The 24609-nt window shown below is 62.9% G+C and carries 25 protein-coding genes and 2 tRNA genes; 18 read left to right on the forward strand and 9 right to left on the reverse strand.

The annotated features are described in order from the left end of the window. Nucleotides 1-6: 6 nt before the first annotated feature. Entirely contained in the window at nt 7-234 is a 228-nt protein-coding gene (locus tag DSM104635_RS08415) for a hypothetical protein (RefSeq protein WP_158765771.1), read from the reverse strand. Nucleotides 235-412: 178 nt separating this feature from the next. On the opposite strand from DSM104635_RS08415, the gene DSM104635_RS08420 reads away from it, so the two are divergent. Then, the gene (locus tag DSM104635_RS08420) at nt 413-646 is read left to right on the forward strand and encodes a hypothetical protein (protein ID WP_158765772.1); all 234 of its coding nucleotides are present in this window, start codon (nt 413-415) and stop codon (nt 644-646) included. Nucleotides 647-1491: 845 nt separating this feature from the next. Here DSM104635_RS08420 and DSM104635_RS08425 read toward each other — a convergent pair. The 3 genes from DSM104635_RS08425 to DSM104635_RS08435 form a co-directional block, all read right to left on the reverse strand. Then, nucleotides 1492-1929 (reverse strand): hypothetical protein, encoded by a 438-nt coding sequence (locus tag DSM104635_RS08425; RefSeq protein WP_158765773.1) that lies wholly within the window; start codon nt 1927-1929, stop codon nt 1492-1494. Beyond that, nucleotides 1926-3563 carry a phytoene desaturase family protein gene (locus tag DSM104635_RS08430; protein WP_158765774.1) on the reverse strand — a complete coding sequence of 546 codons (1638 nt, stop codon included), beginning with the start codon at nt 3561-3563 and terminating at the stop codon, nt 1926-1928. Before DSM104635_RS08430 ends, DSM104635_RS08425 begins: the two co-directional genes overlap by 4 nt. 110 nt (nt 3564-3673) lie before the next feature. After that, nucleotides 3674-3748, reverse strand: a tRNA-Asn gene (locus tag DSM104635_RS08435). Nucleotides 3749-4338: 590 nt separating this feature from the next. Here DSM104635_RS08435 and DSM104635_RS08440 point away from each other — a divergent pair. The 11 genes from DSM104635_RS08440 to DSM104635_RS08490 all read left to right on the forward strand — a co-directional run bounded on the left by DSM104635_RS08440 (nt 4339) and on the right by DSM104635_RS08490 (nt 14202). After that, nucleotides 4339-4815, forward strand: coding sequence for a hypothetical protein (locus DSM104635_RS08440; protein ID WP_158765775.1), 477 nt, complete (start codon nt 4339-4341; stop codon nt 4813-4815). After that, the gene (locus tag DSM104635_RS08445) at nt 4815-6182 is read left to right on the forward strand and encodes a phage portal protein (RefSeq protein ID WP_158765776.1); all 1368 of its coding nucleotides are present in this window, start codon (nt 4815-4817) and stop codon (nt 6180-6182) included. Before DSM104635_RS08440 ends, DSM104635_RS08445 begins: the two co-directional genes overlap by 1 nt. Then, nucleotides 6175-8007, forward strand: a complete 1833-nt coding sequence (locus DSM104635_RS08450; protein ID WP_158765777.1) for a prohead protease/major capsid protein fusion protein — start codon at nt 6175-6177, stop codon at nt 8005-8007. The genes DSM104635_RS08445 and DSM104635_RS08450 overlap by 8 nt, the downstream gene beginning before the upstream one ends. Then, on the forward strand, nt 8007-8228 hold the full coding sequence (locus tag DSM104635_RS08455; RefSeq protein WP_158765778.1) for a phage head-tail joining protein: 222 nt from the start codon (nt 8007-8009) through the stop codon (nt 8226-8228). Before DSM104635_RS08450 ends, DSM104635_RS08455 begins: the two co-directional genes overlap by 1 nt. 1 nt (nt 8229) lies before the next feature. Then, nucleotides 8230-8595 carry a DUF2190 family protein gene (locus tag DSM104635_RS08460; RefSeq protein WP_158765779.1) on the forward strand — a complete coding sequence of 122 codons (366 nt, stop codon included), beginning with the start codon at nt 8230-8232 and terminating at the stop codon, nt 8593-8595. 5 nt (nt 8596-8600) lie between these two features. Beyond that, nucleotides 8601-8858: a hypothetical protein gene (locus tag DSM104635_RS08465; protein WP_158765780.1), complete on the forward strand. Its 258-nt coding sequence runs from the start codon at nt 8601-8603 to the stop codon at nt 8856-8858. A 167-nt stretch (nt 8859-9025) separates the two neighbouring features. Then, nucleotides 9026-9514 carry a hypothetical protein gene (locus DSM104635_RS08470; protein ID WP_158765781.1) on the forward strand — a complete coding sequence of 163 codons (489 nt, stop codon included), beginning with the start codon at nt 9026-9028 and terminating at the stop codon, nt 9512-9514. After that, the gene (locus tag DSM104635_RS08475; RefSeq protein ID WP_158765782.1) at nt 9511-10995 is read left to right on the forward strand and encodes a DNA primase family protein; all 1485 of its coding nucleotides are present in this window, start codon (nt 9511-9513) and stop codon (nt 10993-10995) included. The genes DSM104635_RS08470 and DSM104635_RS08475 overlap by 4 nt, the downstream gene beginning before the upstream one ends. A 250-nt stretch (nt 10996-11245) precedes the next feature. Continuing rightward, on the forward strand, nt 11246-11614 hold the full coding sequence (locus tag DSM104635_RS08480; RefSeq protein ID WP_158765783.1) for a hypothetical protein: 369 nt from the start codon (nt 11246-11248) through the stop codon (nt 11612-11614). Further along, nucleotides 11611-13449, forward strand: coding sequence for a phage terminase large subunit family protein (locus DSM104635_RS08485; RefSeq protein ID WP_158765784.1), 1839 nt, complete (start codon nt 11611-11613; stop codon nt 13447-13449). The genes DSM104635_RS08480 and DSM104635_RS08485 overlap by 4 nt, the downstream gene beginning before the upstream one ends. Nucleotides 13450-13707: 258 nt before the next feature. Beyond that, the gene (locus tag DSM104635_RS08490) at nt 13708-14202 is read left to right on the forward strand and encodes a hypothetical protein (RefSeq protein ID WP_158765785.1); all 495 of its coding nucleotides are present in this window, start codon (nt 13708-13710) and stop codon (nt 14200-14202) included. Here DSM104635_RS08490 and DSM104635_RS08495 read toward each other — a convergent pair. Together DSM104635_RS08495 and DSM104635_RS20160 are read right to left on the reverse strand one after the other, a co-directional pair. Continuing rightward, complete coding sequence (locus tag DSM104635_RS08495; protein WP_158765786.1) at nt 14199-14621, reverse strand: hypothetical protein; 423 nt, start codon at nt 14619-14621, stop codon at nt 14199-14201. The two genes, DSM104635_RS08490 and DSM104635_RS08495, sit on opposite strands and share 4 nt — an antisense overlap. A gap of 61 nt (nt 14622-14682) precedes the next feature. Next, nucleotides 14683-15171: a DUF3551 domain-containing protein gene (locus tag DSM104635_RS20160; protein ID WP_158765787.1), complete on the reverse strand. Its 489-nt coding sequence runs from the start codon at nt 15169-15171 to the stop codon at nt 14683-14685. Nucleotides 15172-15323: 152 nt separating this feature from the next. Between DSM104635_RS20160 and DSM104635_RS19895 the strand changes: the two genes are divergently transcribed. Beyond that, complete coding sequence (locus tag DSM104635_RS19895; RefSeq protein WP_228445973.1) at nt 15324-15515, forward strand: hypothetical protein; 192 nt, start codon at nt 15324-15326, stop codon at nt 15513-15515. 18 nt (nt 15516-15533) lie between these two features. On the opposite strand, the gene DSM104635_RS08505 is transcribed toward DSM104635_RS19895, so the two are convergent. Continuing rightward, the gene (locus tag DSM104635_RS08505) at nt 15534-16745 is read right to left on the reverse strand and encodes a tyrosine-type recombinase/integrase (protein ID WP_158765788.1); all 1212 of its coding nucleotides are present in this window, start codon (nt 16743-16745) and stop codon (nt 15534-15536) included. Between the two features lie 211 nt (nt 16746-16956). Next, nucleotides 16957-17030 (reverse strand) — tRNA-Cys (locus tag DSM104635_RS08510). An 83-nt stretch (nt 17031-17113) separates the two neighbouring features. Between DSM104635_RS08510 and DSM104635_RS08515 the strand changes: the two genes are divergently transcribed. Beyond that, nucleotides 17114-17830 carry an extensin-like domain-containing protein gene (locus DSM104635_RS08515; protein ID WP_158765789.1) on the forward strand — a complete coding sequence of 239 codons (717 nt, stop codon included), beginning with the start codon at nt 17114-17116 and terminating at the stop codon, nt 17828-17830. Here the strand turns inward: DSM104635_RS08515 and DSM104635_RS08520 are convergent. After that, nucleotides 17827-19206 carry an APC family permease gene (locus tag DSM104635_RS08520; RefSeq protein WP_158765790.1) on the reverse strand — a complete coding sequence of 460 codons (1380 nt, stop codon included), beginning with the start codon at nt 19204-19206 and terminating at the stop codon, nt 17827-17829. The genes DSM104635_RS08515 and DSM104635_RS08520 overlap by 4 nt on opposite strands. A gap of 96 nt (nt 19207-19302) precedes the next feature. Here DSM104635_RS08520 and DSM104635_RS08525 point away from each other — a divergent pair, with 96 nt between their 5' ends. The 4 genes from DSM104635_RS08525 (at nt 19303) to DSM104635_RS08540 (ending at nt 24607) form a co-directional block, all read left to right on the forward strand. Further along, on the forward strand, nt 19303-19953 hold the full coding sequence (locus DSM104635_RS08525; protein ID WP_158765791.1) for a protein-L-isoaspartate O-methyltransferase family protein: 651 nt from the start codon (nt 19303-19305) through the stop codon (nt 19951-19953). A 221-nt stretch (nt 19954-20174) separates the two neighbouring features. Beyond that, the gene (locus DSM104635_RS08530) at nt 20175-20678 is read left to right on the forward strand and encodes a DUF2497 domain-containing protein (protein WP_158765792.1); all 504 of its coding nucleotides are present in this window, start codon (nt 20175-20177) and stop codon (nt 20676-20678) included. Nucleotides 20679-20792: 114 nt separating this feature from the next. Next, nucleotides 20793-23645: a valine--tRNA ligase gene (locus tag DSM104635_RS08535; protein ID WP_158765793.1), complete on the forward strand. Its 2853-nt coding sequence runs from the start codon at nt 20793-20795 to the stop codon at nt 23643-23645. Continuing rightward, a complete protein-coding gene (locus DSM104635_RS08540; RefSeq protein ID WP_158765794.1) occupies nt 23645-24607 on the forward strand; it encodes an NAD-dependent epimerase/dehydratase family protein in 963 nt (320 codons plus the stop codon). The genes DSM104635_RS08535 and DSM104635_RS08540 overlap by 1 nt, the downstream gene beginning before the upstream one ends. Nucleotides 24608-24609 lie beyond the last annotated feature (2 nt).

Consider the following 24609-nt stretch of genomic DNA (forward strand, 5'->3'; position numbering starts at 1 on the left):
TGTGCGTTACAGCGTCCGCCCACTCGGCTTCGCCACAGCCCGCAACGCCGCGCCCAAATGCTCGCACTCCAACACCCGCGCTGCGACCGGCTCGCCAGCCGCACTCGCCGCGCGCCCCACCGCGCATCGCCGCGCGCATTCTTCCGCGTCAAAGCTCGTGGTGCTGCGGTCGCCGGTTTGAATGAGGGTGGCGGCTAGCCCGCATTGGCCGCACGCAACGCGCTGAATGGACATGGGCGCGAGGATGTCCCGAGTCCGAGCGCCCCGCTACTCACGCCAGCGCGAGGCGGCGCTTCAATCCACATCCGCCTGAACATCTCAGTTTTGTGACAGCACACGCCCAAAAAGCGTATCGCACACGGTTCTTCGCAAACCTGTTATAGGAACTGCGTCGAACAGCCAGGGATCGGCCATGTCACAAAAGAAAGACCTGAAGCGCGCGGTCAAGGCGATTTGGGACGAAGTGAAAACGCTGCGTTCCGAACAAGGAAAGCGCTATGCACCGGAAGAGATCGAGGTCGCCGCCGCCGAGCTCGGCCGCCACGCCAAGGATCTCCGCCTGTTGTCGCAGCGCATGAGCGCCCTCAGCGCCATGCCGCCAAAACCGGCAAAACCGAAAAAGAAAGCGTCATCCGCGGAAAGCTGAAGCCACGAGTCATTCCAGACGCGCGCAGCGCGATCTGGAACCCAGGGCCACCAGTGCGACGTTTGCCCTTGGGTTCCGGGTCTTCGCTTCGCTCCGCCCGGAATGACTCAAGAATAGGGGGATAGAGCTCACCTCTATCCACGCACAAACACGCAAAAACCCAGCACCATCAACGCGCATGCGAAAATCAATCCGACCGAGTTCACACGCCCATAAACTGCGTCCATCCCCTGCAGGGAGGCTACTGGATCCAACAGCCAACTAGCGCAGGAGATGCGGTTTGAACGCGATGCGAGATGAAGCCCGTGAGGATCAAAGCTCGCAGCTTCGGCGAGGAAAGGAAGCCGGAGGTCCTAGGTCGATGTTGGGTCGATCTACGCGTCAGCCGGGAACGAACATCAGGCGCTAAGACGTCTGTCGGACTCCCAGCGTTGTGGGCGACCGGTCCTGGAAGCAGGCTGCATGACTCGGTTGGTCGTGCACGAAGCGGAGAAGGAGCTCACCGGTCAGACAATCCAGAGCGAAGCATCGCGTAAGCGAAGCGAGCGAAGGCCCACCTGCCATAGACGCATGGTACACCGAGACGGCATCAACGCCTCATGTTCGCCGGCAGCACAACAAACCGTGCGAGGGCGCGCTTCGGCACACCCCACGAAACATAATCTTTGAAGCTTCACCCGAAGCGCGCCCCGCTCTCCCCTCTCCGGAAACGCAAAGCGTTGTCCGGCTAAAGCGCTGTCCCATGGAGCGCCGGCGTCTCGCCGGCGGCGAACGAATGTTCAGGCGCGGGAGAATGTGGATGAAGCACCGCCGGCGAGACGCCGGCGGTCCAAGACGGTCCGAACTCAGTCCTTCAAAAACGAGCCGACATTCAGCACTACTGTGCACGCATAGAGCGGCTCGGCGTTGACGTTCGGAGAATCGCGCCAGCAATAATCCAGCCCGATCGTGTCGCGCTGAATCCGGTTGCTGAAGCGCCACGTGCGGATGCCGACAACCATCTCGGAGCCTTCAGCCGCCGCGCGCTCCGCTAAGCCGGCGAAGAACCGTTCCGCGACATCGCCGTCGCAATTGAAGCGCAACAGCTCGTCATTGTGCTCTTCCCGAAAGTACGTGTGCTCCGCTGCCGCTTGCGCGATGCAATCGGCATAGAATCGCGCGCGCTCCGGCGCCGGCACATTGGCGGACACCTCAAGCGAAGGCTGTCCAGCAATCTCATCGCCACCGCCGCCGGTCGCGCAGGCGGTCAAAGCCGCCGCCAACACCAAAGCCACAAATCTCATCGCACCGCACCTCCACGAAAATCGCGCTTCACCACTTGCGCCGCATTGTGCCCTGGCGCGCCAGTGACACCGCCGCCCGGATGCGTGCCCGCGCCGCACATATAAAGCCCCTTGATCGGCGCCCGATAGTCGCCATGACCCAACACTGGCCGCGCGCTGAACAACTGATCCAGCGAAAGCGCGCCATGCATGATGTCGCCCGCGACAAGCCCGAACGTCCGCTCCAAATCCAGCGGCGACATGATCTGGCGGCCCAGCACGCTCGCCTTGAACCCCGGAGCATACTTGTCGACCGTCGCGATCATGAGATCGGCCACCTCCTCACGGTGATCGTCCCAAGACCGCCCACCCGACAACTCCGGCTGCACGTGCTGACAGAACAGCGAAGCCACGTGTTTGCCCGCAGGGGCGAGTGAATCATCAAGCGTCGAAGGAATAAGCATCTCCACGATCGGCTCATCCGACCAACCCTTGGCGCGCGCCGTATCGTACGCACGCTCCATGTACTGCATCGACGGTGCGATGATGATGCCGGCGGTGAGGTGATCGCCAGGCTCTGGCTTACACGTGAACCGCGGCAGCTCAGAGAGCGCCACGTTCATCCGGAACGTGCCCGAGCCGACACGGTAGCGCGTAATCCGCTCCGCGAAATCCTCGGGCAGGGCATCGAGGGGTACAATGCGTCCAAACAGCAGCTTCGGATTGAGATTGGAAATCACCGCCTTCGCCACGATGCGCTCGCCATCCTCGGTAACGACGCCGCGTGCCGTCGCGGTCTCGCGCACGACAACACCGGCCTCGCGCGTCGGCTCATTCTCGAGAATGAGCTCCTTCACCGAAACGCCGGTGCGGATTTCCACACCACGCTCCCGGCAACACGCCGCCATCGCCTGCGTAATTGCGCCCATGCCGCCGATGGCATGCCCCCACAAACCCTTCTTGCCGTTCACTTCGCCGAACACGTGATGCAGCAACACGTACGCCGAGCCTGGCGTGTAAGGGCTCGCATAATTGCCAACGATGGAATCGAACCCAAGCAGCGCCTTGATCGGCGCGCTCTCGAACCACCCATCCAGCCAATCGCCCGCGCTCTCGGAGAAGAGATCGAGCAGATCGCGCTTGCCGGTGATGTCCAGCTTATTCAGCCGGCCACCCAACCCCGCCGCGCGCATCGCTTCTTCGACGCCGCGCACAAAGCCGTGCTCCACCAAATTCGGCGGCTGCTCCAGCAACAGCGCCCGCACCACGTCGGCGATCACTTCAAGCCGGCGCTCGTACTCCTCCAACCGCATCGCATCGCGATTGGAAAACTTCGCCACTTCGCTCTGCGTGAGCCCCGGCGCCGACATGAAATAGGAATCGTCCGACAGCGGCAGGAAGTTCGAAATCTTCCGCTCAACTACGCGCAGCCCGTGCCGCGCCAACTCCAAATCCGCGATCACCTTCGGATTGAGCAGCGACACCGTGTAGCTCGCCACCGAATTGCGGAAGCCAGGATAAAACTCCTCGGTGACCGCCGCACCCCCAACGACATCGCGCCGCTCCAGCACCAGCACCTTCAGCCCGGCCTCGGCCAGATACGCCGCACAAGTCAGCCCGTTATGGCCCCCGCCAATGATCACCACGTCGTGCAAGCGCGCCTCCCACCACCGTCATGGCCGACGCGCACGCAAAAACAAAGCCCGCCGGCGGCTGCCTGCGGGCTCGAGAAAAACTTCCAACCAACCAGATGAAGAAAGGAGAATGGCTCCCCGGGTAGGATTCGAACCTACGACCAACCGGTTAACAGCCGGTTGCTCTACCACTGAGCTACCGAGGAACACTTCTAGCTTCGCCGACGAAGCAGGCGGGGTCTCTATCAAGTTCGGCGCCGGGGGGAAAGTCCCGCGGCGCAGAGTCCGAATAAAACGAGGGCCCCTTGCGGGGCCCTCGAAGGCGTTGGGTATGGTGGGGTGTCTCCAAGGGAAGACAAGGTGAAGATCGCACTAACCGGTAAACGCCAGGTTAATAGGCAAACGTTCGCTAACGAAGCCTGCGAGAGTATTGAGATGTAAGGGAAATAAAGAGTGGAGGCCTCGCCCGGAATCGAAGATCGTTGATTATCCGATATAAAATCGACACTGGCGCCAACACGATACCAACGAATCCCCCGAACTGAATTCGACTCCCCGAGTATAGATCAACACGGCCAAAGCGCAAAATCGGCGCGATCTAAGTCAGATGCCAGTTGATCTAATTTCAGCCACAAATAAAACGGTCAAGACCACCTCGTAAATACTTCAGACCGAGGCGTGGACTCTTCGGCTTATCGGTGCTTGGACAAGATTAGTCTAGGCACAGAAAGGCCAGGAGATGCACGAGGGTATGTGGCCGAGCGAAGCCGGGAAGGCGCTCGCGGCGGCGTGCGAGATGGGCGAACCGGAGGCCCTGGGGCGCTTCCGGCGCTTCCATGAGGCGCGGGTTATCGACCCCTGCGGACGGCAAGGAGTCGGCCCCACGGCGGCCTTTGTGTGGGCGCCTGAAACGGTCGCGGCTACCGCTGTTCTCTTCGCCATCTTCGACCGCGCGCGCATCGGCGACGCGCCCCGGCTGCGCAAGCTTCACGACTACCTCATGCGACCCCAGCCGGAGGGCGGACGGCTAATCGAATTGATCCTGAGCGACATCGCCAGCGGCGGCGCGCCGGTCATGTGGCTGACCGTCTGGCGCGGCCCTGAGGATGGCGAGCAAACGACCTTCAGCACGCGGCTGAGCGCCGAACTGGACGCGCCCATCGTCTCGCCCGGCCATGAATGGGAGCCGCTCTTCTACGGCAAGCTAGACCTTAGGCCGCTGCTTCAGAACTTCGCTGGCGCCAACGTAGTGCCGCTGCGGGCGGTGAACTAATGGCGGCGCAGCGACCCTTCTCCCTGCGCGCCTTCGCGGTGAAGACGCTGAGCCGTTGGCTTGGCGTCAACACGCGCGGCTATGACGCTGGACGCTGGGGGCGCTTCAGCCGTGAAGCGAGCATGGGCCGCACGGCGCAAGAGACGATGCAGGCCGCGCCGCAGATACGCAGCCGCGCGCGCTACTTCGCCGGGAATGACGGCCATGCCGCCGCAGCGGTCGCGGCGCTCGTTACCTACGCAGTCGGCGCCGGGGCGATGCCTGCAAACGCCAACAGCGAGCTAGTCGACTCGTTCACGAACGATTGGTGGAACGTCTGCGATGCGGACGGGCGGACGGATTTTGGCGGCCTGATCGCGCTCATGGTGCGCGCGCTCGTTATCGACGGCGAGTGCTTCGCGGTGTTCGTGAACACGGCGGACGGCCTGCGGCTGCGGCTCTATCCCGCCGAACAGATTGACGAGTCGCTCACGCGCGACCTTGGCGGCGGCGCTTTCATCGCGGGCGGCGTAGAATTTGGACCGGACGGAACACGGCGCGCCTATCACATTCAGCCGTTCGCGCCGACGCAGCAATTCGACACTTACGCGCCGCCGGTTCGTATCGACGCGGCGGACGTGCTGCACTTGATGCGCCCCGTTGGCGTCGGCCAAGTGCGCGGCGTTTCGTGGCTCGCGCCGACCATGCTGAAGCTCCACGACCTGGGGCTTCTGAATGACGCGCTGCTGAAGGGCTTTCAGGTTGCAGCCGCGCACGCTGGCTTCCTGACTGATACGGGCGGATCGTCCGCGCTTCCATTCGATGGCGAGAAAGACGGCGACGCGCTCGACGTGAGCCTAGAGCCGGGAGTCGTTCGCCGACTTCCGCCCGGCATGGACATCAAATTTAACGCTCCGCACCCGCAAAGTCAGAGCATCGAATTCCGCACGTCGATTGTCGAAGAGATCAGCGCGGCGCTTGGCGTCCCGGCGTTCATGGTGAGCGGCAATGTTTCTCGCGCCAACTATTCGAGCCTGCGGGCGGCGCTGCTGACGTTCAAGGCCGCGCTCGAAGCGCTGCAATTCAACGTGCTCGTTCCCCAGGCGCTCGCGCCGATCTGGCGCCGCTTCGCGATTACCGAAGCGCTGCGGAATGGCGCCGATGTCGGCGACCCCGATCTGAATTGCGAATGGCGTTTCCCCGCCATGCCGTCCGCCGATGCGGTGAAAGACGTGCAGGCGACCACGCTCATGCTGGACGCCAAGCTAATGAGCCGTCGCGAAGCCATCGCGGCGCGCGGCGAAACCATCGAGCGCGTTGACGCCGACATCGCAGCGGACCCGCACGCGCAAGAGCAAGAAACCGAAAGCGAGGACTCCAATGCGTAACCAACTCATGTTGCGCGCCGCCGCGCTCGCGCCGACGACCTATGACGCCAAGACGCGGACGATTGAGGTTGTGCTTTCGACTGGCGCGGCTGTCGCGCGTTACGGCTACGTCGAAAAGCTGGACATCAACGGCGCCGACTTGCGCGGCATCGTCGGCGCGCCGGTTCTCGACACACACAATCAAGGAAGCACACGCGCCGTTCTCGGTGTGATCGAAAAGGCATGGAAGGTGGACGGCGAAATCCGCGCGCGGCTTAGGCTGAGCGCGCGCGATGATGTCGCTGGCACCGTGCGCGACATCGCCGAGGGCATCATCCGCAATTTGAGCATCGGCTACAGCGTGTCGCGCTGGGCTGACTCCACGAACTCCAAGGGCGAGCGAACAAGGACGGCTCTCGCTTGGAGGATTCTCGAAGCGTCCTTTTGTTCAATCGGCGCCGATCCTGGCGCGCGAACCCGGAGTCATCCCATGAAGACGAAGACTAAGAAGGGCGCCGCGAGTTCCGCGCCGCCGCAAGATGACGTGATCGACGATCAAATCATCGAACGCGAAGAGCCGACCGTTGCTGAGACGCGCGCCGAAATCCGCACGATCATCAAGCGCGCGGGCGGAACGGCTGAGCAAGCCGACGATCTGATCGACCAAGAGGCGACCGTGGAGCAAGCCCGCGCCGCCGCTTATGAGATCATGACGGCGCGCACGTCCAACACGCCGCGCGTTCGCATCGTCGGCAGCAATGAGGCGCCGCAGGCGATCATGCAGCGTCGCCAAGATGCGCTCTACGCGCGTGTCACTGGCGCGGCGCCGAAGCCGGAAGAGCGTGAGTTCTACAACACGCGACTCGTCGATCACGCGCGCGCCATGCTCGCCGAACGCGGCGTCCCGGTTGTCGGCCTCTCTGAGTTCGACATCATCACGCGCGCTCACACAACGTCGGATTTCCCGGAACTGCTGACCGGGACTGGCAATCGCATCCTGTTGGAGCAATTCCAAGCGGCGCAATCGCCGCTCATTCAGCTTGGCCGCACGGCGACGGCGCCGGATTTCCGTCCGCTCAATCGCCTGCGCATCTCTGAAATGGGCGCGCTTCAACCGCTTGGCGGCGAAAACTCCGAACTGAAAAACATCAGCCGGAGCGAGATCGCCGACGCTTACAGCATCGAGTCGTTCGGTGGCATCTTCGCGTTGAGCTTCAAAGCCCAGCAAAATGATGACCTTTCGGCCTTCGCCGATTTCGGTCGCGCCGCTGGGCAAGCCGTCGCGCAATATCAGCGCGCCGTGATCGTCGATCTGATCGAAGGCAACCCGAACATGGGCGAAGACAATCAGCCCTTGTTCTCTGCGGCTCACAACAACAACATGGACCCGAGCCGCATCCTTACGGCTGGCGGCGCGCTCACGCCGCTGGAAGACGCACGGCTTGCCATGCGGATACAGAAGGGCTTGGACGGTGTGACGCCGCTCAATCTCGCGCCGAAATTCCTGGTTGTCGGCGCCGAACTGGAAACCGAAGCGCAGCGCGCCATGAGCCTCGTTTACGCGGCTCAAGCAAGCGATGTGAACGTGTTTGCAGGCTCTCTCGAATTGCTCGTGGAGTCGGCGCTCGATCCGGTCAACTGGTTCTTGTTCGCCAATCCGTCTGCGGCGCCGGTGTTCGAACACAGTTGGTTGCAAGGTTTTTCTGGGCCTCAGTTGGCGTCTCAGGAAAACTTCCGCACGCTCGCGCGCGACTATCGCGTTGTCGCGCACTGGGGTGCGGGTCTGCTTCCTGGCGGCTGGCGCGGCGCCGTGGCGAACTTCGCCACGAACGACAGCAACAGCTAATGGCGCTCGACCTAACCTCCCTGCAAACGCTCCGGGACGCGCTCATTCGCGCGCGTCTCGGCGGCGTGCGCGAGATCGAAGATCAAAACGGCGAACGCATCGCTTACAAGAGCGACGCTGAAATGGCGCGAGCCATCGCCGATGTTGAAACACGCATCGCGCAATTGCAGGGCGGGACCGTCAACGTCATCCGATTCAATAATTCCAAGTTTGGAGAGTGAAATGAGAAACTACGTTCAACCCGGCGATAACATCGACATTGCGTCGGCGCCGTATGCAGTCGACTCTGGTGAAGGCGTGCTCGTCGGCTCGCTCTTCGGCGTTGCCAACAGCGACGCGCTGATTTCCACGGCGGTCGTTATTTCGTGCGTGGGCGTGTTCGACATCGCCAAGAATGCCGCCGACGTGTTCACGGTCGGCGCGCCGGTCTATTTCGACATCACGTCGAAAACCGCGCGCTCGCACACGGACACCGACTCCAACAGCGTTGGCGATAGCGAAGCGCTGATCGGCGTCGCTATCGCGGCGGCTGGCGCGGGCGCGACGACGGTTCGCGTTCGCCTCGGTCAGCCGGTCACGTTGGCCTAAGCGTCATGCAGGTTGTCGCGCCGAACGGCTATTTCCATTGCGTCATCGAGGACTCGAACGGCGTTTTTCAATCGCCGCACTGGGTTCTCGGTTGGGCGATGGATGACGATGGAAGCGTAACGCCGCTCACCATCGAAGGGCTGCAAGCCGAAGCCGTGGGCATCGTGCGGCCAACGGGTGAGGTCGAATTATTCGGCCTTGGCGTGTTCGCCAACATGGGCGAGGCGCGCACGGCTTGGCTCGATAGGAGCGACGCAGAGTAGGTACGTCGGCGCCGGGAGGTTTTGTTTTAACCCGGTCATTCAGGAAGCGCCCTCTCGGTGCCGACGATACCGAAAATGAAAAAGGTCCCCGCACGCGACCAACGTGCGAGGACCCGGAATAACGGGGCGCGACCCCCTAACCATCGGCGAACAAGGAGAAAAGCCAAATGGCTACGAGAGTTCTAAGTGCGCGTGCGGAGGCGGTCAACGCCGCGCCTCGCTATGGTCACGACCGCAGTTGGTATGATTGGCCTTATTGTATCGAGCGCCAGCCGGACGGCACTTGGCTTGCCCTCAATCGCGATTACAGGGCGCTGGGCGAGCGCGCCGGATGGTGCGTGTACGAGACGCACCCGGCGCGGACGCCGCTCCCCGGTCTCACGCGGCGCGTCGTGCGGCAAATCTCCATTGAGCCGATAGGCGCCGCGATCCCCGACCGCATCTATTTGTATAGCGACGCCACGTCCCCGCGCCGTTCGCCGGAGCATCGGGCCGCCTACAAGAAGAAGCTGGCGTTGCTGTTGGACGCGGGACTGCCGCTCTCAGAGAGGCGACCGTGCGCGCGCGCGGTGACGCCAGAGCAAATCCGCGAGGCCGCGCGAAAGAGGCCACGGAGCCGCAGAGCATGGCCCATGTGGAAGGAAGTCGCGGAATGACGACCACGACTAAACAGCGGCGCAGCGCGGCGGAGCTTCTTGGCGATCCGGTTCAACCGACCGCGCTCGACACCATCGAGTCCGCCGTGCTCATTCTGGGTCAAAGCTCTGGCGGCGACACAAGCAACGGCTTCGAGTTCTATCAGCGCTGCGGCGGAACTACCTGCTATGTGCCGGAACTGAAAATCTGGCTGGCGTTCGTCGATGGCGTTTGGTCCCCGACCGATCCCGAAACCCTCATGCAAGCGTTCTGCGCGGACCTAGTTCGTGAAGCCGCTGAGCAATATCGAGATGCTAAACGCGGCGCCATTGAAGATGCAAAGCGGGCGCTCTCTCGCGCGGGCCAATTGTTTGATGATCGCCGCATTCAGGAGCGCGCGCTTAAGCAGGCGCGCCCGCACATGTCCATTTCTTCGGCGCGGTTCAATCGCACGCCGCACCTGCTGGGCGTCGCCAACGGCGTGCTAAACCTGAAGACGCTCAAGCTCGTTATGGCGCCAGCGAGCGAATACATCAGCAAGCGCATGGGTTGCGTTTACGATCCGCACGCCGACGCGCCGATGTGGAATCGATTTATCTGCGAAGTCCTGCCGAACGCTGACGAACGCGAGCTATTGCAGCGCGCGATCGGCGCCGCGCTGTTCGGCGTGATCCTAGATCGCGCCATCGTGTTTCTGCTGGGCGAGAGCGGCGCCAATGGCAAGAGCGTGCTTTGCAACGTGCTCTCGCGGCTGTTCGGCGACTATCACCTTACCGCCAGCGCGGACCTGCTGCTGCAAACCAAGCATGACAGCGATTACAAGCGCGAGCTTACGGCGCTCTCTATGGGCGCGCGGTTCGTGTCGATTAACGAACTGCCGAAGCACGCGGTTTGGGATGATAAGAAGATCAGAGACATTGCGTCGAAAGACGACCTTGCGGCGCGGCGCCTCTATGGTGAGTCGTTCTCGTTCACCCCGACGCATCATGTGTTCGTGCGCGGCAATTTCGCGCCGGGAAGTCAGGACTCAAGCGATGCCTTCTGGGGCCGCATCATCCCCGTTCCCTTCGACGTGCAGATTCCGCGCGCGCGGCAAATCGGGGACCTAGATGAGAAGATCGCCGCGCGCGAATTGGCGGGCGTGCTCAATTGGGCGTTGGACGGCGCGCGTGCGTGGCGGGCCGATGGGGAGGCGAGCGGAAGCCTGGGCAAGCTGATACTGCCCAAGGTCACAATCGACACCCGCGAGCGCTACAGGGCCAAGACGGATTATGTGGCGCGATGGCTCGGAGAATGCACTGAAGAAGGCGACGATTTCAGCGAAGCGCGGCCCGCGTTGTTCGCGAGCTATCGCGACTTTTGCCATGCGAGCGGCCTACGCAATGCTGGCCTAGATCGCGAGCTTTTCGACGAACTGGAGAAGCGTGGTTTCCGGCGCGGCGCTCGCAAAGGCGTGCGCGTATTGCGCGGGCTGCGGCTTAGAGATGAGCGCTTCACATGATCCGGGGTGCAGCGGGTGCAGGTCTCTCCAAGAGTCCTCTTATACGCGACTCTAAAAGAGTCTTGGCTAGACCTGCACCCGCTGCACCCCGCACGTCGCCGTCAATCAACAATGGCAATGAGTCGACGGGTCCTTTCCGGCGGCGCCCGGCTGCGGGTGGCACTGAGCCGCAGAACATCGCCCGATTCAAGCAAACCCGATTCCAGGCCGATGCGTTGTGTTCGCCGTCGCTCATGGGGAAGATGACGGCATGACACGCGCACGCCGAACCGCAGCCGAGCTTCTTGGCGACGATCCGCCGAAGACGGCGCGACCGCATCAAGTGAAAGATCATCGACAGCGCCTTGTGCTGGCGCAGGCCGAACACGCCGAACTGAAAAACCGCGCGCTGAAGGGCGAGCTTCTGTCACGCGGCGCCGTCGTCGCCGAATGGAGCGCGATCCTGCGCGAGGTTCGAGCGGGCGTGCTGTCCGCGCCGTCGCGCATCCGGTCTAGGCTGCCTCACCTGACTCAACACGATGTAGCCACAATCGACGAAGTTTTGCGCGCGATCCTGACTGACCTTGCTGCGGATTCGAACGCTGAGGCCCCTAGCGTCGCCGTACAGGCCGTCCAATGACGACCGCGACCCGAGAGGCCCGCGTGCTGCACGAACGCGCCAGCGCCGTTTCCAGCGGCGACGGCGGAGTCCTTGTCGCGAGAAAACAAGCTAAGGCCGTGCTCGCGCCGCCGCCGCGTCTGTCGCTCGCCGATTGGATGGAAGCCGAGATGCGCCTTCCGGCGGGTGTCAGCGCCGAGCCGGGCCGCGTGCAGCTATGGGCGTATCAGCGCGAGATCGCCGACGCGATCAGCGACCCGGCGTGCGAGCGAGTGACGCTCTGCAAGTCCGTCCGGGTTGGCTTGTCGACTCTGCTGACCGGCGCCATCGGCGCGCATGTGGCGAACGATCCGGCCAACATCATGTTGCTGCTGCCTACGGAGTCGGACTGCCGGGATTACGTCGTTTCCGACCTAGAGCCGATTTTCGAGGCGACGCCGGTGTTGCGCGGCCTTGTCAGCGGCGACGCCGACGAAACGGGCCGCAGCACGCTCCTGAGCCGCCGCTTTCCTGGCGGTTCGCTGAAGATCGTTCCGGCGCGCGCGCCGCGCAATCTCCGGCGCCACAACGTCCGCATCTTGCTCATGGACGAATGCGACGCCTACGAAATCACGAATGAAGGCTCGCCGATTGATCTGGCGATCCGCCGCACGCTCTCATATCCCGACCGCAAGATCATCATGGGCAGCACGCCGACGAATTACGAAACCGGCCACGTGCTGCGCGCCTATGAGCAATCGGACCAACGCATTTACGAGTCGGTCTGCCCTGAGTGCGGCGGCCTGACTGAGATTCAATGGCGCCATATCGAATGGCCGAAGGGTGAGCCGGAGAAGGCTGCTTTTCGGTGTCCGCATTGCGAGGCGCTGATACCGGAGCGTTTCAAGGCTCAGATGGTGAGCAACGGCGCGTGGCGCGCGACGCGGCCCGAAGTGAAAGGCCATGCCGGTTTCCGCATCAATGCGCTTGTGAGCACGCTGGCGAATGCATCATGGGCGAAGCTCGCCGCAGAGTTCCGCGATGCGAAGCGACATCCCGACAAGCTCCGCGTGTTCGTCAACACGATCTTGGCCGAAGAGTTCAAGGAGGATTTGGGCGAAGGTCTCGACGAAGGCGAGTTAGCGACGCGCGCGGAATCGTTCTCGCTCGAATCCATTCCGGCCGAAGTGTTGTGGATCACGTGCGGCGTTGACGTGCAGCGCGACCGACTCGAATGCAGCTACTTGGGCCACACGCGCGACGGCGACATCCTCGTTCTGAAGCATGAAGAGTTTTGGGGATCGCCGCAGGCCGATGACGTTTGGCAAGAGCTAGACGACGCACTGAAGACGACATGGAAGCATCCGCTAGGCGGGACGTTGCGCGTTGACGCTTGCGCCGTTGACGCTGGCGACGGCGAGACGACTGACTCCGTGATCGGCTTCACGAAATTCCGTGCCGCGCGCCGCGTCTATGCGGTGAAGGGTGTTGCGGGGCAGCGCCCGATGATCGAAGCGAGCAAAACGCAAGGCTCAAAGCTTTTCATCATCGGAGTCGACTCCGCCAAGTCGCAATTGCTTGCGCGCCTATCGAAAGGCCGCAGCGTGCGGTTCTCTCACTCGCTGGGGCCGGAGTATTATTCTCAACTCACGTCTGAGCGCCGCGTGGTGAAGTATCTTCGCGGCTCGCCGGTCGCGCGATGGGAACGAATTAGCGGACGCCGCGCCGAAGCGCTCGACTCGTTCGTGTATGGCTGGGCCGTGCGCCAGCTAATCAAGATGTCGCCGGACACGCGCGAGAATGAGCTACGCAACCTCGCGATGGCGCCAGTGATGAAAACTGTGCATCGCTCGAAATGGATGCAGGGTGAACGGTGATGGCTCACTATCGACGCAAGCCGAACAAGCGTTGCGTGATCTGCGCCGATCTGTTTTCGCCGAGGGCCGCCGCGATCACATGCAGCGATGAATGTGCGCTGGCGCGTCGGCGCAACGTGAAGCGTGAGTATATGCGGCGGAAGCGTATGAGTGCGCCCGCGAAGTTTATGGAGAACCGCGACCCAGAGGTGGTGGCGCGGCGTGCGCGTGAACGCTGGCGCCGTGGTCAAGCCGCGCGGCGCGAGCGGTTGAAGTCAAATGCTCTCTGAGCAGGAGAAGCGCGACCGCCAGATTGCGCGCGAGATCGAAGGGTCGAGTCGGCTAGCAAATGGCGACGGCCCGCTGACGAAGCGAGAGCGGCGGCGCGCATCCAAACGAAAATACGAAGCCAACAATCGCGAGCGCATCTGGGCGCGAAGGCGAGAAAAACTCGCGCTCGATGAAAGTTTGCGCGAGCGGCGAAGGGAAGCGTCGCGGAAATACAAAGCGAAGCAGCGCGCGTTAAAGGCGATGACGCCGGAGCAGCGCGAGCGTGAGCTACACCGAAGACAACAGGCGAGATGGGCAAAGGCGAACCCCGATTGCATCGCCGATGCGCAACGCAAATGGCGAGAGAAGCAGGACCCCGAGCTATTCCGCAAATACGATGCGAAGCGCTACGCCCTACACGCCGAGAAGATCAAAGCGCGGAAGCTCGCCTACTACTACGCCAATCGAGAGCGCATCAAAGCGAAGCGGCGCGCGCAAAGCTAGTCGGCGGTTCTCCGCCGCTCACGAAACACCGCGTCAAGTTGTTTGGCGGATCGCTGCTTTGCGCGCGCGAGATCAGCCGCAGTCACGCCGCCACCTTCGCCTTGCAAGGCGTCTTGACCGGAGCCGAGAAGCATTAGCCCGAACGCCATCTCCTCACGCGTGAGCGACTCCTTCTTTGCCTTCGCATCAATCTGTTGGACGAACCACTGCGGGACATCGATCTCTAAGCCGGTTGGGCGATGCCGCCCGACGCGACGATCCGCAGAGTCGTGATGGCGAGTCTCCATCGCGATTAACGCCAGCCGTCGCATTGCTTCGGCGCGCGTGGGCAAGTCCTTTTGCTCGCGCCGCCACTTATCGAGTGCATCAAGGAAATCTGGCGTCGCGCGGACTAGAACTTGGTCGCGGTGTTCTGACATGGGCCGTCGCCACGCAAGGACGGCGCCAGCTTGCTAGCGCGCTATCGTTAACCGTCGCGTTTCACTGTGCCAACGCTCGGCAATACTCGCCGCGTCCACGGAATTGGCTCGAAGCGTAGGCGTATTCCTCTGCGGTCATGGGCGGGTTAAAGCGCGACCTGAAAGATTCTAGGTCGTCGAAGTAGCTCTGTTCCATGTCTCGACACATTTCGAGCCATCGCCGTTGCCGCGCCGACAAACCAGATGTGGCGGGTGCGGGGGGAGTTGTTGCTTCTCGCGCTCGCCGCATGTCGTCGTATATGCCGACGCTGCTGCCTGGGCTGATAAAGTCGAAGCGGTTTCGACTCTGACCTTGTTGATTGACGACGCACGCGCCGCTCGGACCTGCCGCCTGACGGCAGGCGTCCATAGAGTAGTAGTAGCAGTTAAATTGAGTGCCGGTATTATCGACCGTGCAGAACGGAGCGCTCCCGCTTTGCGCAACTGCATTGCTCGCGAACGCTGCAACGCCAATTGTTGCAAGGGCCATTGCCAGTAGGATGCAGCGCATCGGTGCTCCCCAATTACTTCGCGAACGCAACAAATACACAAACCTAGGCGGCTCGGCGAGAGGTCTTTCCGAATATCTTAAGCTCGATTCACCCCTTGCGCGCCAAATCACTCCAGGCTCACGGCCCCCTGTGATGATTCGGAGGTAGCGAAATGCAAGTTGGTGATGAAGTTCAATACCCGCCGTTCAGGCACAAATGGACCATTGTAAAACTCGTTGACGACGACAAGGCGGAATGTGTCCGCGAAGATAACGGCGCCGTTGAGATATTTGAATTGGCGCTGCTGGAGCCTTATGAGCCGCCTCGCGAGTCTCTCGTCGCTCGCGGAAAATCTTGGATTTAGCCTCTGGGTTTAAGCGCCCTAGCCGAACAGACCTTCATGCCAAGTCGCGCTGCCGTGCAGCTTGTCCAATTCATCGGCCCACCATTGCAGAAGCTCGCGCCGCTTCGGCAGGTGTTCGGCGCTGTTGTAGGCGCGCCGGACTTCACTACCGGAGACGTGCGCTAGGCAAAGCTCGATCACATCGGGCGCCCACAAGCCGGACTCGTTGGCGATGGTGGAGAACGATCCGCGCCAGCCGTGCATCGTGGTCTTGTTGCGATAGCCCATCGCGTAGCAGTGAAAAATCATCGTGTTGTTGGACATCGCGCCGTGACCGCCGCGCCCCGGAAAGACGTAGCTGCCAAGCCCGCGCTGAGCCTGCAATTCCTTCACGATGGCGAGCGCCTGCGGAGACAACGGAACGATGTGTTCGCGGCCTTCCTTCATGCGCTCGCCGGGGATGCGCCAGAGCGCTTTCGACGGGTGACGCAGGTTCTCGAATTCATCCCATTGCGCGCCGATGGCCTCGCCAGTGCGCGCGGCGGTCAAGATCGTGAAGAGGATCGCCGACCGCGTTTGCGGCTCGCATTTGCTGGCGCGCAGCTTCGCGAGAAAGTCTCCGATTTCATCGCGCTTCAGCGACTTATGGTGAACCGGGCGTGGCGCGGGCTTCAGGCGACCTTTGAGCGCGGGTGTCGGATCAATCACGTTGTCATCATCTGAGAAACGGAAGATGCCGCCGATGTATTCGCGGACTCGATGCGCCGTTTCGATGATGCCGCGATCTTCGATCTTGCGGAGCACGGCGAGCACGTCGGACTTGCGAACGCTGCCGATGGGCATGTCGCCGATGTGGGGGAAGACGTAGGTTTCCAGCCGCTTCAGAACGATGTCCGCGTATTTGCGATTCCAGCGCGCTTCCTTGTGCCGATACCAGCGGCGCCCGATCCGCTCGAAGGTCTCGCTGCTGTCCATGGTCACGGCGACGCGGCCCGGATCGCGGCCCTCCTTAAGCGCCTTCTTGGCGGCCTCCCGTGCGGCGCGGGCTTCAATCAGTCCGTTGGCCTTCGGATCATAGGCGCCGAGCGCCAGCGTCTTCTGCTTGCCGCCGTGGCGGTAGCTGAGCCGCAGGAGCTTCGACCCGTTGGGGTTCACAAGCAGGTGCAGCCCGCCGCCGTCGCTGACCTTGTAGGGCTTCGGCTGCGGCTTCAGTTGCTCGATTTTCGTTTGGGTAAGTGGCGCGGTCGGCATGTTGATTCCCGGTTCGATTCCGCGTTGCGGAACTTTGTTGGTATCGATTTTCGGCGCCAACACGATACCAACAAACCCGGCTGAAACATGCCGATTCGCCTGACTCTGCGAAAACCCGCTGAAAACGCTGGATTTCCGGTCTAGGCGGATGAAAGCGCAGGCGTTTTTGGTGTTGGTATCGCCTGCAAAAACACGTCTGAAATGAGGGGGTTGGAGGCCTCGCCCGGAATCGAACCGGGGTGCGCGGATTTGCAGTCCGCTGCGTAGCCACTCCGCCACGAGGCCCTCTATGGCGCTAGATGGTCGCGCCGGGGGCGAAGTCCTAGGCGCTAGTCACGGAATCGGTCAAGGCGAGCGCCCTCAACGCAATGCGAATTATCGGATCGATCCCGCCGCCCTCCAAGCAGGAGCATGAACGCGCCCGCATCTGGGCGGCGTCCGGCTTGGCCGCGCTCGCGTTGCTGATGCTGATGCTGCTGATCGGCGCGCCGCCGCCGGAAGAGGCTGACTTGATGCCGCCGGCGTTGCGTGTCTCGGAATTGCAGCGCTTCACCGTCGATAGCGGCGCCTGCCGCGCGGCGCTGAACGGCGCGGGCTTCAAGACTGAGCGCATTCCGGATGTCAGCGAAGGCGCGTGCGGCTATCGCGGCGCTGTGGAACTGACGCAATCGGTGCACCCGTACTCGCAGACCGTCGCCGCGAACTGTGGCCTGGCGGCCGGGCTGGTGCTGTGGGAGCGTGACGTGGTGACACCCGCCGCGCGGCGCTACCTCGGCCAGGACGTCGAGCGCATCCAAGTGGCTGGCGCGGCCTACCAGTGCCGGCCTATCGCCGGCCGGCGGGATCGGCGCCTGAGCGAACACGCCCATGCCAATGCCATCGACATTGGCGGGTTCACGTTGGCCAATGGCCGCGAGGTCACCGTCGAGCGCGGCTGGCGCGGCACACAAGCGGAGCGCAACTTCTTGCGCGCCGTGCGCAACGGCGGCTGCCGCCACTTCGTCACCGTACTCTCACCGGATTACAACCGCGCCCACCGCGATCACCTGCACTTCGACATGGGTGGCGACGACCTCTGCCGCTAACGCTTGCGCCACAAGGCCAGCGCGTAGAGCACAACGCCCGAAAGCAGCAGCACCGCGGACGCCAACAGCAGCTTCAGCGTCGTGCCGAGCTGGTCCTGCGCGTCGGGGCTCGGCACGAGCGAGCACAGCACCGCGCTCAACGTGACGAGAAACCCGACTGTCCCGATCGCCACGGCGCCACGCTTGCCGCCCGGCGCCACCCACGCGCCGACGCGCGCCGGCATACGCTGCGCGATGAGGTACGCCGCGAACAGGAACAGGAATGGCAAGGTGTATGAAAGCGTGCTCATAGAGATGAGGAAATCATAAGCCTCACGTGCGTTCTCGCCGTCGGCTTGGCTAAGCCACACCAAAGCCACCACCGCGATCGTCTGCACGATGATGGACGCGACGGGAGCGCCCGTCTTTGGATCGCGGAACGCGAACACACGCGGCAACACGTGATCGAGGCCTGCTGCGTACGGCAACCGCGCCGCCGCGCCGAACCACGCCGCATAGCTGCCGAGCATAACGAGCGCGAGCAGCAGCATGGCGAACGGCGCGAGGCCGCCAGCGCCAACACGGCCAAGGCCAAGCTGCAACGCCTCCGGCAAGCCGGAAAGCCGCGTCGCTTGCTCGGGCGAGACAATGGTCAGCATCGCAATCGTACCGGCCACATAGGCGACGACGAGAAAGACACCGATCATCGCGATCGCCCGCACCAGCCGCTTCATGCCGCCGGCAATGTCGTTGCGCAGCAGCGCCACCGCTTCGGCGCCGGCAAAACCAAACACCATCGTCGCCCAGAGTATCGCACCATTGGCGTCGAGCGGCGGTGTGTAGTCGGCGGTGGCGAAGTTGGTGGCAGGGCCGTCGCGCAGGCCGAGCATCCAGCCAACGATGAGCAGCGTCGCGAGCAGCGTGAGCGAAGCGATTGCGCCGAACACCGGCAGCCACTTGCCCGCCGCCATGCCGATCAAATTGGCGCCGGCAATAACGATGGCGACGATTGTCGCGATCGCAAGCCGCACCGGCGCAGGCTCCAGCGCCGCTTGCAGGTCAGGTGAGATGTGAGAGAGCGCTTCGATGAAGAAGAACAGCACGCTTGAGAAGAACGGCAGATTGCAGACCCAATAGATCCAGCCGCACACGAAACCCGCGAACGGCCCCATCGTGTCGCGGGTCCAGGCGTAAACCGCGCCTTCGCCCTCGTACCGTCCCGCCAATTCCGCGGTGGCGATGGCCAACGGCGCCAAGAAGCCGACCGCGGCCAGAATCCAGATCGGCAGCGAAGCGGGGCCGATCGCGGCGGCGGTGGCGAGCCAACGGATGCCGAAGGTCAGCGCCGTGGAATAGAGCACCAGCTCCCAGAAATTGATCGTCCTCGGCGCGGTCATGTGCCTGCCTAGCGTGATCCTGGCCGCCGGGCAAAACGACGCGCTTGCGGGCCGGGGCGGGGCGGCTTAACCGGGGCGCTCCGAGGAGAAGCGTTCATGGACTTCGCGCGCGCCCGCGACATCATGGTGGAAAGCCAAGTCCGTCCCAGCGACGTGACCGATACGCGCATCATCCACGCGATGCGCACGCTGCCGCGCGAACGCTTCGCGCCGGCCCAGAGACGCACGCTCGCTTATGGCGATCTCGAACTGGAAGTCGCGCCCGGCCGCACCCTGATGCGCCCGCGCGACCTGGCCAAGCTGATCCACGCGCTGGCGCCGCAAGCCAACGAACGCGCGCTCGAAATTGCGGGCGCCACAGGTTATGGCGCGGCGGTGCTGGCCGCATGCTGCAAGCACGTGATCACGCTCGATCCGGACTCGTCGCTCTCGTTCGCTGCAGGCGCCGCGTTGGAATCTTGTGCGCTGACGAACGTCAAAGCCGTCTCCACGCCGGCCGTCGATGGCTGGAGCGACGAAGCGCCGTACGACGTGATGCTGGTAAACGGCAGCGCCGAGATCGTGCCGGATGCATGGCTGGCGCAACTCGCGCCGGGCGGCCGCCTCGGCGTCATCGTACGCCAAGGCGCTGCCGGCAGTGCGCGCATCTACACGCGCGCCGGTGAGTCCGTAGCCTATCGCACGGTATTCGATGCCGCGCCGCCCGTTGCGCCGGGCCTGGAACGACCGGCCAGCTTCGCGTTCTGACGCGATAACCGCGCGTTTCCACGCCGGAACAATACAGCGACGTTAGGGATGTTAACGATCCCTTATGTCTAAACCCGCAAACGTAACGACGAACAGAAGCGGTGATTCCGCACACGCGCGCTCTGCTGTGCATGTGGCAAGCGCTCAGGTGGACGGGAATCACCGCGATCCATAACCTTCGAGTCGGTATCGACTCGATTGGAAGTCGCAAGGGGCTCGACATGGCGCTGCAAGATCCGCAAGCCGAACCTTCAATGGAAGAAATCCTGGCGTCGATCCGCCGGATCATCTCCGAAGAAGAGCAGGCGCCGAATGCCGCGCCAGTGCTCGATCTCACGCAAACCGACGAACCGGCGCCGCCAGCGTATGCGCCTGCACCCGAGATTGAAGACGACATCGTATTTGAAGCGGTCGAGCAGGCCGTCATTGAGGAAACGCCCGTGCCAGCTGAACCCGCCTACGCACCCGCTCCGGCCCGCGCTCACACGCCGCAGCCCGTCGTCGAGACCATGCTCTCGATGCCGACCACCAATGCCGCCGCCGGTTCGCTGGCGCGCCTGGCCGGCTCGCTCCGCGTCTCCGACATACCCGGCCAGACGGTCGAAGGCGTTGTCCGCGAACTGCTGAAGCCGATGCTTAAGGAATGGCTCGACCGCAACCTCCCAGGCATCGTCGAAGCCCGCGTCGAAGCCGAACTTGAGCGCATCGCGCGCCTGGCGCGGTAAGCGTCCGGCCTATCGAACACTGAAGCGCCCCGGCGGAAACGCTGGGGCGCTTTGCTGTGCAGGTGCGAGATGCCATCTCGCCCTCCCAGGCTTTGCCCTGCTATACGCTCGGCGATGATCGAGACCACTTTCAACCCGAAAGCCGTGGAGCCGCGCTGGAGCGAGGCTTGGGAGCAATCCGGCGCCTTCAAGCCCAAGAATGACCCCAAGGCGGAGACGTTCTGCATCGTTATCCCGCCGCCGAACGTCACCGGCTCGCTGCACATCGGCCACGCACTCAACAATACGCTGCAAGACGTGCTGATCCGGTTCGAGCGGCTGCGCGGCAAGAGTGTGCTCTGGCAGCCCGGCATGGACCATGCCGGTATCGCCACGCAGATGGTGGTGGAGCGTCAGCTCGCCGAGGGCGGCAAAAACGAAGACCGCCGCACCATGGGACGCGAGGAATTTCTGAAACGCGTCTGGGCGTGGAAAGAGCAAAGCGGCGGCACGATCTTCAATCAGCTCCGCCGCTTGGGCGCCTCGTGCGATTGGTCGCGCGAACGCTTCACCATGGATGAAGGGCTCTCGGCGGCCGTGCTGAAAGTGTTCGTCCAGCTCCACAAGGAAGGGCTGATCTACAAAGACAAGCGCCTGGTGAACTGGGACCCGCACTTCGAAACCGCGATCTCCGATCTCGAAGTCGAGAACCGCGAAGTCAACGGCCACTTCTGGCACTTCAAGTATCCGCTCGAAAACGGTGAGACCTATCAATTCCCGATCGCGCACGACGAAGCCGGCAATCCCACCGAATGGGAAACGCGCGACTACATCGCCATCGCCACCACGCGTCCTGAAACGATGTTGGGCGACGGGGCCGTCGCGGTGCATCCGAGCGATACGCGCTACGCGCCGATCGTCGGCAAGAAGGTGCTGCTGCCGCTGGCGGATCGCTACATCCCGATCATCACCGACGAATACCCCGATCCGGACTTCGGCTCAGGCGCGGTGAAGATCACCGGCGCGCACGATTTCAACGACTACAAGGTCGCGCGCGCGCACAACATTCCGCTCTACATCCTGATGGACACGAAGGGCCGCATGGCCGACGCTGAGCATGTGCCGGCGAAGTATCGCGGCCTCGATCGCTTCGAAGCGCGCAAGCAGGTGGTCGCGGACATCGAGGCGATCGGTTTGCTTGATCGCGTCGAGAACAAGAAGATCATGCAGCCGTTCGGCGATCGCTCCGGCGTCGTGATCGAGCCGATGCTGACGGATCAGTGGTACGTCAACGCCGGCGAGCTTGCGAAAGAAGCGATCAAAGCGGTGGACGACGGCCGCACCAAGTTCGTCCCTGAGCAATGGACCAAGACCTACTATCAGTGGATGAACAACATCGAGCCGTGGTGCGTCTCGCGCCAGCTCTGGTGGGGTCACCGTATTCCGGCGTGGTACGGGCCTCTGTTCCAAAACGACAGCGTCAATCAAACCATGATGGGGCAGATTTTCGTTGCTGAGACCGAGGAAGAGGCCAAGCGCTTGGCGCTTGAACTCTACAGGCAAGACAAGCGGCTGAAGATCAAAGGTATTGTCATCAAAGGCAATTGGAACGACGCGCTCGCGCACAACTCGTTCGATGCCGACGATGTCGCGACGATCGCCATCTATCGCGACGAAGACGTGCTCGACACTTGGTTCTCGTCCGGACTCTGGCCGTTCTCGACGCTCGGCTGGCCGGAGAACACGACGGAACTGAAGCGCTACTACCCGACCTCCACGCTCGTCACTGCACACGACATCATCTTCTTCTGGGTCGCGCGCATGATGATGTTCGGGCTGCACTTCATGAAGGAGACGCCGTTTCACGAAGTCTACATTCACGCGCTCGTGCGGGACGCCAAAGGCGCGAAGATGTCGAAGTCCAAGGGCAACACCATGGACCCGTTGGAGCTGATCGATAAGTTCGGCGCTGACGCGCTCCGCTTCACGCTGGCGGCGATGGCCGCGCAGGGCCGCGACATCAAGCTCAGCGAACAGCGCATCGAAGGCTATCGCAATTTCGGCACCAAGCTCTGGAATGCGGCGCGCTTTGCGCAAATGAACGAATGCGCGGTGTGGGACCAGTACGATCCGCGCACGCCAGAGCAGACCGTCAACAAATGGATCGTCGGCGAAACCGCGAAAGCAGCGGCGGCGGTGACGCGCGAACTGGAAGCGCGGCGCTTCAACGAAGCGGCGGGCGCACTCTACAAGTTCGTCTGGAACGTCTATTGCGATTGGTATCTCGAGTTCATCAAGCCGCTGCTGAATGGCGAGGATGAAGCCGCGAAACTCGAAACCCGGCGCACCGCGGCCTGGGTGCTGGATCAGATCCTGATCATGCTGCACCCGTTCATGCCCTTCATTACCGAAGAGCTCTGGGCGCGCACCGGCGAGTATGGCGCCAAGCGCGAGCGGATGCTGATCGTCGAAGAATGGCCCAACCTCAGCGCCGATCTGATCGATCCGGCGGCGGAAGCTGAGATCGACTGGATGGTGCGCCTGATCGAAGAGACGCGCTCCACTCGCTCTGAGCTCAACGTGCCGGCAGGCGCGAAGATTCAACTGCTGCTGATCGGCGCCGACGACGCGAGCAACGCCCGCCTCGAACGCTACCAGGATCTGATCGACCGCATGGCGCGGCTGGAATACTCCACTAGCGCCGACGCTGCGCCGAAAGGCTCGGTCACGTTCGTGCTCGACGGCGCAACGGTGGCGTTGCCGCTCGAAGGCGTGGTCGATCTGCCGGCGGAAGCGGCGCGGCTGGCGAAGGAAATCTCCAAGCTTGAAAGCGAAGTCGCCAAGATGGACGCCAAGCTCAACAATGAAGCGTTCGTGTCGAAAGCGCCTGAGGAAGTCGTCGATGAATTGCGCGAGCGTCGCGACGATGAAGCGGCGTCGGCGGTGAAGCTGAAGCACGCGTTGAGCCAGATCAAAGGTGGCGCCTGATGCGCATCTTCGTCACGGGCGCGTCTGGCTTCGTCGGCGGTGCGGCGGTGCGAAAGCTCGTCGCAGATGGGCACGATGTCCGCGCCATGTCGCGCTCGGAGAAGAGCGACGCCAAGATCGCAGCACTCGGTGGCAAGTCGGTACGCTGCGATTTGGAAGACGTCGCAGCGGCGCACATCGGCGATGCCGAGGCGATCATCCATGCCGCCGCGTTCGTCGAGCAATGGGGCCCACGCGACGCGTGGCGCAAGTTCAACGTCGACGGGACGGCGCGCATGCTCAAAGCTACGCGTGAAGCGGGCGCTAAGCGCTTCATCCACATCGGCACGGAGGCGGCGCTCTTCCACGGCCAACATCTACGCGGCGTGGATGAGACGTACCCGATCGCACCGAACTCGCCCTATCCGTACTCATCGACGAAGGCGCAAGCTGAGCAATTGGTGCGCGACGCGAACGCGCCGGGGTTCGAGACTATCGTGCTGCGCCCGCGCTTCATCTGGGGTCCAGGCGACACCACGTTGCTGCCGCTGATTGTGCAAATGGCGCGCGCGGGCAAGTTCATGTGGGTGAATGGCGGGCGCTCGATGACATCGACGACGCATATCAACAACCTCATCCACGCCATCGACCTGGCGCTGAGCAAAGGCCACGGCGGCGAGGCGTACTTCATTCTCGACGATGGTGTGCGGCCCATGCGCGAGATGATGAGCGGGATGGCGGCGTCGCAGGGCGTCGATCTCGGCGATAAATCCGTGCCGGGCTGGCTGGCCGATACGATCGGTGCGACTTGCGAGATCGCATGGAGCACGTTGCCGCTCAAACGCGATCCGCCGTTGACGCGCTTCTCGGCGATGATCATGTCGCGCGATTCAGTCTTGAACGACGCCAAGGCGCGCACAGATATGGGTTATCGGCCGTTGATCTCGGTCGAAGAAGGTTTGCGGGCGCTCGCCGCCCGCTGAGG

This window comes from Terricaulis silvestris (genome assembly GCF_009792355.1).
GTDB classification, from domain to species: domain Bacteria; phylum Pseudomonadota; class Alphaproteobacteria; order Caulobacterales; family Aquidulcibacteraceae; genus Vitreimonas; species Vitreimonas silvestris.